The 11,790-nt window shown below is 39.7% G+C and carries 9 protein-coding genes; 8 read left to right on the plus strand and 1 reads right to left on the minus strand.

The genetic code is table 11. From position 1 onward, the window contains the following. The 4 genes from AC1DRQ_RS26090 to AC1DRQ_RS26105 form a co-directional block, all read left to right on the plus strand. The coding region (locus tag AC1DRQ_RS26090; protein ID WP_477428241.1) for a family 43 glycosylhydrolase at positions 1–1,304 on the plus strand (1,304 nt) is incomplete at its 5' end. 63 nt (positions 1,305–1,367) lie between these two features. After that, positions 1,368–3,338, plus strand: a complete 1,971-nt coding sequence (locus tag AC1DRQ_RS26095; RefSeq protein WP_477428243.1) for an alpha-L-arabinofuranosidase C-terminal domain-containing protein — start codon at positions 1,368–1,370, stop codon at positions 3,336–3,338. Between the two features lies 1 nt (position 3,339). Beyond that, a complete protein-coding gene (locus AC1DRQ_RS26100) occupies positions 3,340–4,344 on the plus strand; it encodes a family 43 glycosylhydrolase (RefSeq protein ID WP_477428245.1) in 1,005 nt (334 codons plus the stop codon). Positions 4,345–4,471: 127 nt separating this feature from the next. Further along, positions 4,472–5,455 carry a glycoside hydrolase family 43 protein gene (locus tag AC1DRQ_RS26105; RefSeq protein ID WP_477428247.1) on the plus strand — a complete coding sequence of 328 codons (984 nt, stop codon included), beginning with the start codon at positions 4,472–4,474 and terminating at the stop codon, positions 5,453–5,455. A gap of 18 nt (positions 5,456–5,473) precedes the next feature. Here the strand turns inward: AC1DRQ_RS26105 and AC1DRQ_RS26110 are convergent, their stop codons facing one another. Further along, complete coding sequence (locus AC1DRQ_RS26110) at positions 5,474–5,878, minus strand: ester cyclase (protein ID WP_477428249.1); 405 nt, start codon at positions 5,876–5,878, stop codon at positions 5,474–5,476. Positions 5,879–6,150: 272 nt separating this feature from the next. On the opposite strand from AC1DRQ_RS26110, the gene AC1DRQ_RS26115 reads away from it, so the two are divergent. The 4 genes from AC1DRQ_RS26115 to AC1DRQ_RS26130 form a co-directional block, all read left to right on the plus strand. Beyond that, positions 6,151–6,582, plus strand: a complete 432-nt coding sequence (locus tag AC1DRQ_RS26115) for an SRPBCC family protein (protein WP_429400013.1) — start codon at positions 6,151–6,153, stop codon at positions 6,580–6,582. A 740-nt stretch (positions 6,583–7,322) separates the two neighbouring features. Then, positions 7,323–8,375 carry a response regulator gene (locus tag AC1DRQ_RS26120; protein WP_429400014.1) on the plus strand — a complete coding sequence of 351 codons (1,053 nt, stop codon included), beginning with the start codon at positions 7,323–7,325 and terminating at the stop codon, positions 8,373–8,375. Between the two features lie 471 nt (positions 8,376–8,846). After that, a complete protein-coding gene (gene glmS, locus AC1DRQ_RS26125) occupies positions 8,847–10,685 on the plus strand; it encodes a glutamine--fructose-6-phosphate transaminase (isomerizing) (protein WP_477428251.1) in 1,839 nt (612 codons plus the stop codon). Positions 10,686–11,286: 601 nt separating this feature from the next. Next, a partial coding sequence (locus tag AC1DRQ_RS26130; RefSeq protein WP_477428253.1) for a polysaccharide biosynthesis/export family protein occupies positions 11,287–11,790 on the plus strand: 504 nt, incomplete at its 3' end.

Consider the following 11,790-nt stretch of genomic DNA (forward strand, 5'->3'; position numbering starts at 1 on the left):
ATCAAAAATGGACCGTGTACAATGTGCATGACCCATCGGTAAAAAAGTTTGGCGATTACTATTATAGCTACAGCACGGATGTTGCTTTTGGTACCGACGTAAGGCCTGGCCTGCAGATCCGCAGATCAAAGGACCTGGTACAATGGGAATATGTTGGCTGGGTATTTAATGCTATCCCTGCAAAAGGCACTGCTTTTATAAGTAATTTAGGAGGGAAAACCTTTAATGCTTTATGGGCTCCTTATGTATTAAAAAGAGGTTCGGAGTATCGGTTGTATTATTCGCTGTCATCGGCCGTTCCACGCCTCAGTGTGATCGGGATGGCAACCGCCACATCGCCCGAAGGGCCCTGGACCGAAAAAGACCTTGTAGTAACATCTGCCAACGATGCCAGTATACAAACCAATGCTATTGACCCTACAGTAGTAACAACCACCATCGGCGAACAATATATGTATTATGGTTCGGCATGGGATGGCATTTATATACTGAAGCTTGATCCGGCTACCGGTCTTGCCGCGTCATCGGGCGACAAAGGAAAGAGGATAGCCAACAGGGGCTTCTCCGCTGGCAAGTACAACGGTAATATTGAAGGTGCTGAGGTGATCTATAACCCCGAGCTTAAAAAGTATTTCCTGTTTATATCTTACGACTGGTTGCAAACTAAGTATAATGTAAGGGCAGGCCGGGCAGATAATCCTACAGGCCCTTTTTATGATTATAACGGACATGATCTGAACACCAATGAAGATCATGGTCCGATGATACTGGCACCTTACCAGTTTGCAAACCAGAGTGGTTGGCAGGGAACCGGACATTGCGCGGTTTTTGACAATGGCAGCGGGCAATATTTTATGGCACATCAGGCAAGGCCGGGTGTTAATTCCTTCTTTATGGATTTGCATGTACGTAAAATATCATGGACTACAGATGGTTGGCCCATAGTATCCCCCGAGAGATATGCCAATGTTGCCCAAACTGCCATCACGGCTGCTGATGTTGCAGGTACATATGAAAAGATCACACTGAACTATCATGTTGTGCCGGGCTACGGGACTGAACAGGTTTCGCCCGATTTTCAAACCGCTGTAGATCTTAAGCTTGATGCCAATGGCACGATAAACGGAAACGCAGGCGATAAATGGACTTTTACCACGCCCTGGATAACCTTAACTTATAGCAATGGCGATACCTACAAGCTCAAGGCCGAAAGGGAAAGAGATTGGGAGAACAAAATAGCATCTACCATAATTTTTACCGGTTTGGATAAAAACGGTACAGCTATATGGGGGAAGAGAAAATAATGATTGTTAAATCAACACTTATTAAATAATTATTTTTACATTTAGCTACCAATAACACCAATAATGATCAGGAAAGCTTTTTTAACCATTTGCAGTGCAGGGATGTTTTTATCAGCCTATGCACAAACGCCTAAAGTTTACACCATTCAGGCCGATAAAATTAAAACCCCTATACAGAAAACCATGTACGGGATCTTTTTCGAAGATATTAACCTGGCTGCCGATGGCGGGGTATATGCCGAACTGGTAAAGAACCGCTCGTTTGAATTTAATATGCCGTTAATGGGCTGGCAACAGCATAAAAAAGATGGTGGAGATGGCCGGGTAGAAGTGATTAACCGCGCGACAGAGCGGCCGGAAAACCCACATTTTATAAAAGCATACGTAACATCGGCAACAGGGGCTTTTGGTCTTGACAATGAAGGTTTCCGCGGGATGGGTATTAAGGAAGGTGAGGAATATAACTTTTCTGCAATGGCCAAACAGGATGGAGCCGCAAATGTGAAGCTGAACATTGAACTTCATGGAGATAATGATGCCATTATAGGCAAAGCCGAATTAACCCCCACCGATAAGGAATGGAACAGGTACAACGTAAAGTTTAAGTCGGCGGCAACGGTGCAAAAGGCCCGATTATATGTTTGGCTTAGCGGCGAAGGTGTTATCGACCTGGATATGATCTCGCTTTTTCCTGAGCATACCTGGAAGAATCGTCCGGGTGGCCTGCGTGCCGACCTGGTGCAAAAACTGGCCGACCTGAAGCCTGGCTTTTTGCGTTTCCCCGGTGGTTGTATTGTGGAAGGCCGCGATTTGAACAATCGTTATCAATGGAAAAAAAGTATTGGCGATATTGATAAACGCACCAACATCATTAACCGCTGGAATGTTGAGTTTGCCCATCGCCCTACACCTGATTATTACCAGACATTTGGCCTTGGTTTTATGGAATATTTTATGACCGCCGAAGATATTGGCGCATCGCCGCTGCCGATCCTGAACTGCGGTATGGCCTGCGAGTTCAATACATCTGAAATGGTGCCGCTTGACCAGCTTGACCCGTATCTGCAGGATGCGCTTGACCTGATAGAGTTTGCCAACGGCGATGCCAGTACTAAATGGGGCAAACTGCGGACAGATCTTGGTCACCCTGCTCCCTTTAATTTGAAAATGATAGGTGTTGGCAACGAGCAATGGGGCCCGCAGTATATAGACAGGTGGAAGATATTTACCAAAGCAATTAAGGGAAAATATCCGGATGTGAAGATCATATCTGCTTTGGGGCCATTCCCCAAAGGGCCGGAATTTGATCTGCTCGATAAAACTTTCCGCAGCCTGGGCGCGGATATCCTGGACGAGCATTATTACGCATCGCCACAATGGTTTAGGGACAATGCCCGCCGGTATGATAACTATGACCGCAAAGGACCGAAGATTTTCGCGGGCGAATATGCTGCCCAAAGCGTACAGACTGTTAGTCCGAAAAATAAAAACACCCTGGAATGCGCCCTGGCTGAGGCGGCCTTTATGACCGGCCTGGAGCGCAATGCCGATGTGGTGACTATGGCTTCATACGCACCGCTTTTTGCTCACGTGGAGGGCTGGCAATGGTCACCAGACCTGATCTGGTTTGATAACCTGAACAGCTATGGCACACCCAATTATTATGTACAACAGCTATTCTCGCTCAATAAGGGTACCGACGTGGTACCGCTGACGCTGGGCAAGGAGTCGGTTGCCGGGCAGGATGGCTGTTTTGCCACCGCCAGTTTGGATCGCAACACCAACGAACTGGTAATTAAATTTGTAAATACAGCCGCTTCGGCGCAAAAAGTAAGCTTTAAAATAAATGGTGGCAGCTACCAAAAACAAGCAACTGTAATAACACTGAAGGGTGAAAAAGACAGCGACGAAAATTCATTAACCAGCCCGACAGCGGTAAGCCCCGTGCAAACCGCCCTGGCAGTTAATGGTAAAACGGTAAATGTGGATGTGGAACCGTATGCTTTTAAAGTGATCAGGTTAAAGAATAAATAAGTTGAAGAGGTTTTGTTTAGCAATAGCCATCATATTCCTGGGTATTAATTTAAATGCCCAGGAATTAAAAACTGATATCTCGGTTCATGACCCTGTTATCATTCAACAGGATAGCAATTATTATGTCTTTTGTACAGGCAGAGGTATAGCCATGTGGTCATCGACAGATCGTGTGCATTGGAAGGCAGAAAAGCCTGTTTTTGCAAACGCGCCGCAATGGGCGGTTGATACTATCCCGGGTTTTAAGAATCATATCTGGGCGCCGGATATTTCGTATTATAAGGGGCAGTATTATCTGTTCTATTCAGTATCGGCATTTGGTAAAAACACATCAGCCATAGGGCTTGCAACCAATACTACTTTGCATACTAACGATCCTAACTACAAATGGGTTGATCATGGCAGGATCATTCAATCTATCCCCGGTAAAACAAACTGGAACGCTATTGACCCTAATTTAATTACCGATAAGGATGGTACCCCTTACCTGGTATTTGGCTCGTTTTGGGACGGACTGAAATTGATTAAGTTAAACAAGGACAGGCTAAGTGTTGCTGAGGATATCAGGAATATACCGACCGTTGCCACGCGCAGAAAAAAATCATCTGAAAAACTCGCAGCAGTTGATGGTAACCCGGTTGATGCTGGCGGTAATGCCATTGAAGCACCTTTTATTTTTAAGCACGATAAATACTTTTACCTGTTTGCCTCTATTGACTATTGCTGTAAAGGGCCGCAAAGCACGTATAAAATGATCATTGGCCGGGCTAAGAACCTTAAAGGGCCTTATTTGGATAAGACCGGTTTGGCCATGAACAAAGGAGGAGGTACCATTTTACTGGCCGGCGATAAGGATTGGTATGGGGTAGGGCATAACGGGGTAAGCACTTTTGACGGTACGGATTACATCATATTTCACGGTTATGATGCGGCAGATAAAGGGATCTCGAAACTGCAATTGAAAAAGTTGAGTTGGGCTGATGGGTGGCCGGTAGTAGTGAAGTAAAAAGCCTCACCCAACCCACTCCAAAGGAGAGGACTTTAAGATACTTTTTTAAAATCTCCCCATTTGGGGGAGATTTAGAGGGGGCTTTCTTGCAATGACGTAATTATATAAGTTAATAGTATTTACAATGAAAATATCAAAATACCTTCTCACACTTACAGTTGCGCTCGGCTGTTTAACAGAAACCAAGGCAACAGTTGTAAACCCTGATACCATTATACACGCTACAGGTAACCCCATTATCAGGCATGAGTTTACAGCCGATCCGGCGGCTATGGTGTATAAGGATAAAGTTTATTTATATACAGGGCATGACGAAGCGCCTACAGGGAAAAGTGGTTACGTAATGCACAACTGGACCTGCTTTTCATCATCAGATATGGTGAACTGGACCGAGCACCCCTCACCCCTTAATATTAAGGATTTTGTCTGGGCAAAGGCGGATGCCTGGGCATCGCAGGTAATTGAGCGCAACGGCAAGTTTTATTGGTATGTAGCGGTTGAACATGGTACTATTCCGGGTAAAGCTATTGGAGTAGCTGTGTCTGATAGTCCGACAGGGCCTTTTAAGGATGCCCGGGGTACCGCATTAGTCACCAACGATATGACCAAAGCCATTAAGCATTCCTGGGATGATATTGACCCTACAGTTATTATAGATAAGGATGGGCAGGCTTACCTGTTTTGGGGCAATGGTATGTGTTATTATGCCAAACTTAAAAGCAACATGACCGAGCTTGACGGCCCGATAGAAACAATTACTTTGCCGCATTATACCGAAGCCCCCTGGGTACATCAACGTAATGGCTGGTATTATTTATCATACGCCTATGAATTTCCTGAAAAAATAGCTTATGCCATGAGCCGCAGTATAAATGGCCCCTGGGTTTATAAAGGCGTCATCAATGAACTGGCCGGCAACTCCAACACCAACCACCAGGCCATTATTGATTTTAAGGGCAAATCATATTTTATATATCATAACGGGGCATTAGCCGCCGATGCCGGAAGTTTTCACCGTTCGGTATGTATTGATTATTTGTATTATAACAAGGATGGCAGTATAAAAAGGGTGGTGATGACAAGCGAGGGGGTAGGAGCGGTTAAATGATAAACAGCCTATCCGCTGCTACATCAGTTGTTCCTCTTTTATTTTGCCTGTTTGTAAGTTCATGGTCAAAAAGTCGAAATGGTTCCAACCAGTCATTAGTTGGCCGTCTTTTACCTCTGTTACACTTGTTCCTGTGAAGTTAACCTCCTTGCCAGTTTCATTATGCTTAGCTTTTACGGTACACAATGCTGTTACATAATCACCTTCATTCAGAATTTTATCAACAGTTACCTGAATGTCTGAATAGGCGCTTTTAAAAGCTTTATAAAAGGGTTTAAACCCTGCCGGGCCAATAAGTGGTTCAGCTCCCAAACCATGAGCTTTTCCTTGCGGATGCAATAGCTCATCAATAGCATTTTCATTACCTTTATTCCATACTTCATCATACCAACGAAGTATTATATTGTTGTTTTGATTGGCCATATAATTGGTTTTTAGGTGGTTGGTAATATCAATCTAATTTAAATAATTAATTCTGTTAATTGTCTTCTTACGCAGGTACTATGTGGTTGTGATGCAACCAACTTGTATTTTTCTTAAATTAGTTCTAAACTTTTCTTCTATAAACCAATAAAATACGGTGTCGCAAAGTCACCCTTAATTTGTCTTTTTCGGCCTCTATAATATTTAAGCAAGCATACTATGTTTGCTTTATCAAAATCAAACTACAAATCATCTATTTAAAAATCAACAAAATGAATACTGCAGAAAAAGTAACCATTACAGTAGAAGCTACCGTAAATGCACCGATTGAAAAAGTTTGGAATTTATGGACCAACCCTGAGCATATCATTAACTGGAACAATGCATCGGACGATTGGCATACACCCCGCGCAGAAAACGATTTACGGGAAGGTGGGAAATTCCTTGCGCGTATGGAAGCCAAAGACGGAAGTTTTGGTTTTGATTTTGGCGGTGTGTACGATAAAGTAAAAACAAATGAACTGATTGCCTATACCATTGGTGATGGTAGAACAGTAAAAGTTTCTTTTACCCAAAATGGCAATACAACAAAGGTGACTGAAACTTTTGAAGCAGAAAACACACACTCCATTGAGATGCAGCAAGGTGGCTGGCAAGCTATTTTAAACAGTTTTAAAAAGTATGCAGAATCAATAGCTAATTAATTATCAAAAAAATGAAAACTAAAATAAATAATAGTATAGCATTTATTTGATTTGGGAGCTGAAGGATATAAGCTTTTAATTTTAAATAATTCAATATAAACAGCAAAGCCTGATACAAAAGTATTGGGCTTTGCTGTTCATAAGCATGTGATTTAATATAGTAAATTATGGTTTTGAGTTGCTATATTTCCCATTTTTTTAGCTTCCAGAACTGCTTAAATATCAGGCATGTATCAGTATTTTAAAGTTGATTTAGGTAAGCGAAACATAAAAAAAGAGGATACTTGATGAGTATAAATGAGTTAAGGCTAATTTATTTGTACTCGATTTGCAAAATCGAGAGCTTTTATATATATTGCATCAATCAATTATTATCCCAATTTTAATGTTTAACTTATTGAATAATAACTGTTAAAATGCAAAGTAGACCTTCTGCAGGTGTAATTTGACTTTTTACGAGTGTTAATTATAAATTCGTTAATTGTAAAATTTATTTATCCCGATAAATCAAAGTCAAATTCGTCAATAGTATGAAGGCGATAGTTCATAGCCGATAAAAAAAACACTTTCTTCCGGAACTAAATAAGCGAGCCGGATGGAGGAAATAAGAAACGGAGGTCCCATACAATTTAGGAATTTATTAATTAAGTATCGTGAAATTTTTAAAGTTATAAATTTTGTTCCCTGCAAAAGTTCAAAATTGAAAGCAAATTAAACTACAATAACTTTAACCTTATGTTATGAATGAATGCATTCTTATCATCGACGACGAGGATATAATAAGGGGCGTCGCTGCTAAAATATTAAAAAATGCAGGCTATAATATAATACAAGCCAACAACGGAAAAACCGGAGTTAGTTTAGCCTCGCAAATGAAACCCGACCTAATATTATGTGATATTATGATGCCGGAATTAGATGGTTTTGATGTTTTGCAACTACTAAGCAAAAGTCCGGAAACAGCCATTATCCCTTTTGTTTTTTTAACAGCCAAAACCGAGCAGATGGATTTTAGAAAAGGGATGGAAATGGGTGCTGATGACTATATAATTAAGCCATTTAATCAAAAAGAACTCCTTAACGCAATTGAAGGCAGATTAAAGAAAAACGAAATACGAAAAGTATCTTTTACCAAAGCGTTAAAAAATCTGGAGAGCCTGGCAAACAATTCAAAAGATGAAAAGGCCGAACTAAAGGCTTTAATAGCAAGCCGCAAAATACGTCAGGTTAAAAAAAAGCAGATCTTGTATTATGATGGAGACCAGCCTACCGGTATATATTTGATACTTGATGGCTGTATTAAAACAATAAAATTTTCAGATGACGGGAGAGAATTTATGACCGGATTATACAAAACTGATGATTATTTAGGTGTAAATGCGCTGCTGTTAAATGAAGCATTTAAAGAAACAGCGATAGCTATTGAAGATTCAACGGTATGCTTGCTTCCTAAAGATATTATTTTATCATTGCTTACAAAATATCCAGCCATCAGTCAGCAGTTTTTAAGGATACTTTCAAACAATATATCCGAGAAAGAAGACCAAATGCTTGAGCTTGCCTATAATTCGGTAAGGAAACGATTAGCACAAGTACTGTTGCGGTTGAATAAACAATCTGATGATCCAATATTGTTGAAAATATCCAGGGAAGAGCTGGCCGGCATGGCAGGTATGGCTTTGGAAACGGTTAGTCGTACTTTAACTAATTTTAAAGAAGAAGGATTGATTGATAAAAAAAACGGACATATTACGATACTGGAACACGATCGTCTTGAAAAAATAAAAAATTGATAACTATCCTACTTATCATTTTAACAGCAAAGCAGTAATGGCAGGTTTATTGTTTTATGATAAACAATGGCTTTGCAGATAAACCAGTTTCTCCCCGAAACGGTTTAAACCTATTTTACATTTTGATTACTTCATTAAAAAGCCAATGTGCTTTTATAAACATTAAAACCGCAACATTTTATTTCTATTACCTTTTTTTCTGACTTCCGCCTGATAACGCATGGATATTAGTTAGTTATTTATTTTGACTGCTTAGCTATAATGGGCGTGATTAATCTCATTATTAAAAGTGATGACGGTCACAGTAAACCTCATATTGGGTAACGATATTAGTTGTGATCACAATAAGTTATAATAACTATTTGCAAAGATATATAGGATAGAAGATTTAAAAATCTATCTGATCACTGTTCAGGATTTTAATAAAACTAAATTTTATCAATATAAACTTCATACAAAAAAATAACGCTTATGTGTGGAATAGTAGGTTATATCGGGTTTCGCGAAGCTTGGCCCATAGTGATTAAAGGTTTAAAAAGATTGGAATACCGTGGTTACGATAGTGCTGGTGTTGCAATTATAAACAGCAACGGATTTAATGTTTACAAAAAAGCCGGAAAAGTTTCAACCCTCGAAGATTTTGCCAGCGACAAAGACCGAAGCGGGGGCACCGCTATAGGGCATACCCGCTGGGCCACTCACGGAGCTCCGTCTGATGTTAATTCCCATCCGCATAGTTCAAATGATAATCGTTTACATATTATTCATAACGGTATAATTGAAAATTACTCCACACTTAAGGAAGAATTAATTAGCCGTGGGCATGAGTTTAAAAGTGCTACCGATACCGAGGTTTTAATTCATTTGGTAGAGGAAATACAAAAAATAGAACAAATTGATTTGATGGAAGCGGTTCGGCTTGCTTTAAACTCAGTAATTGGCGCCTATGCTATAGTAATTATAGACAGGGAAAACCCTGGTCAATTAATTGCTGCAAGAAAAGGCAGTCCATTGGTTATTGGAGTAGGGAATGGCGAATATTTTATTGCCTCTGATGCCACGCCTATTGTTGAATACACTAAAAATGTGATTTATTTAAAAGATAATGAAATAGCATTAATAAAGCCCGATGAGCTTTTAATTAGGCGCCTGGATAATGTGATCCAAACCCCTTTGATACAGGAGCTGGAGCTCAAGCTGGAGGCTATTGAAAAAGGAGGCTTTGACCACTTTATGTTAAAGGAGATATATGAACAGCCACGATCTGTGAAAGATTGTATGCGCGGTCGTATCAACCTAAAAGATGGTAAGATAGAATTAGGTGGTATTAAAGAGTACGCCGATAAATTAAAAAATATTGAACGGATAATAATTGTTGCCTGCGGTACTTCATGGCACGCAGGTTTAACAGGCGAATATTTAATTGAGGAATATGCCCGTATCCCCGTTGAAGTGGAGTACGCCTCTGAGTTTAGGTATCGTAATCCTATTATTAATGAAAAGGATGTAATAATTGCCATATCCCAATCGGGCGAAACAGCAGATACCATGGCAGCTATTGAAATAGCAAAAGAAAAGGGCGCAACAATTTTTGGAATTTGCAATGTTGTAGGTGCATCTATACCACGTATTACACACGCAGGCGTTTATACCCATGCCGGTCCCGAAATTGGCGTAGCTTCAACAAAAGCATTTACTGCTCAGGTAACCGTTTTAACCCTGATGGCACTTTATATTGCTCAGCAAAAAGGAACCCTTCCAGTATCTAAATTAACCAGCCTTTTAACCGAATTGAATAGCATACCTGATAAAATACAAACAGTTTTGGCTACCGATTATTTAATTAAAAATATTGCTGCTAAAGTTAAAGATGCAAAAAATTGTCTGTTTTTAGGGCGTGGCAGTGGTTTTCCGGTTGCTTTAGAGGGTGCTTTAAAATTAAAAGAGATATCCTATATTCACGCAGAAGGTTATCCTGCTGCCGAAATGAAACACGGCCCAATTGCATTAATTGACGAAAAAATGCCGGTTGTTTTTATTGCCACAAAAAACTCTTCATATGAAAAAGTGATTAGTAATATACAGGAAGTTAAAGCCCGCAAAGGAATAGTTATAGCCATAGTAACCCAGGGTGATACAGAAGTTAAAAAAATGGCCGATTACTGCATTGAAATACCTGATGCGGACGAAGTCTTTTTGCCTTTGCTGGCAACTATTCCGTTGCAGCTGCTTGCTTATCACATTGCGGTAATGCGTGGTTGTAATGTTGATCAGCCGCGTAATCTGGCTAAATCGGTAACTGTTGAATAAGTTAATGTATGTTATAAAGCTACTATAAATGCAGGGTTTTCTACAGGGAAATTACCAGGCAGTAAACTATCTCACCTGCAAATAAAATTCTCAAAACACTTCAAAAATGCAATGCTAAGAATCAATTAAAATTCTTAGCATTTTTTGTTTAATGGCATTGATCATATTGCCCGCTTGATGCATTTTGATAGCCCTCGCAATTAATTCCATTTAAGTTTAACAGGTGTAAATACAGATGTAAATTCAGCCATCATCACCCTGGTAATTTCCACTATTTTAGGTCCCTTCAAAAATTTTATTTTTTCTCCGTTGATGGATTATTTCACTAATTTATTTTTTCCAAAAAAAAAGTCATTTCAGGTACTCATAAACTTAAAAACGGCCTTGATATTTACTCAAAACAAGGTGTTTTTTTTACAGCTTTTTTACAGCATGTGTAAACTATGCCTCGGTTTTCTTTACACTTTATGTAAAAAAATAATGTGGTTTTACAATTTAATTTCAATCGTGAAAATCAATATGTCGTTGATGCCCAAATAGATATATTTGATATGTAAAAGCAAAAGAAATATATAACCAATAAACCTTATTACTCATGATTATGAAAATACTAACTCGAAGTTCCGTCTTGATACTGCTGGTGATAAGCGCCTGTGCTCCAAGAAGAGATCTGGTTTATTTTAGCAACATGGCCAATACCACTACAACAAATGATGCACAAAACCCGGAAGCTCGTATCCGTCAAAATGACATTGTTAATATCACAATGAACAGCTTAAGTCCTGAATCGAATTTACTATTTACCAGCAAGAATATTTCGCCGGACGCTACTTTAAAAGGCTATCGTGTAAATAAAAGCGGCAATATTCATTTACCATTAATCGGCGACTTTAAAATAGAAGGAATGACCATTGAAGAGGCTCAGTCTGGGATTGCCGCTGCATTAAGTGAGCATGTGAAAAAACCCGAAGTGGAGATTCAAATTGTAAATTTCAAAGTTACGGTTATAGGCGAAGTTAATAAGCCCTCTACATTCATAATAACCGATGAAAAAATAAACCTGCTCGAAGCTTTAGGAATGGCCGGAGATATGACTGTATATGGT

This window comes from Mucilaginibacter sp. P4_E8 (genome assembly GCF_056401495.1).

What these genes read in the sequence shown, in the direction of transcription:
- AC1DRQ_RS26105 (WP_477428247.1), top strand. Translation starts at nt 4,472, where the DNA reads ATGAAAATATCAAAATACCTTCTCACACTTACAGTTGCGCTCGGCTGT.
- AC1DRQ_RS26120 (WP_429400014.1), top strand. Translation starts at nt 7,323, where the DNA reads ATGAATGAATGCATTCTTATCATCGACGACGAGGATATAATAAGGGGC.
- AC1DRQ_RS26095 (WP_477428243.1), top strand. Translation starts at nt 1,368, where the DNA reads ATGATCAGGAAAGCTTTTTTAACCATTTGCAGTGCAGGGATGTTTTTA.
- AC1DRQ_RS26110 (WP_477428249.1), bottom strand. Translation starts at nt 5,878, where the DNA reads ATGGCCAATCAAAACAACAATATAATACTTCGTTGGTATGATGAAGTA.
- glmS (WP_477428251.1), top strand. Translation starts at nt 8,847, where the DNA reads ATGTGTGGAATAGTAGGTTATATCGGGTTTCGCGAAGCTTGGCCCATA.
- AC1DRQ_RS26115 (WP_429400013.1), top strand. Translation starts at nt 6,151, where the DNA reads ATGAATACTGCAGAAAAAGTAACCATTACAGTAGAAGCTACCGTAAAT.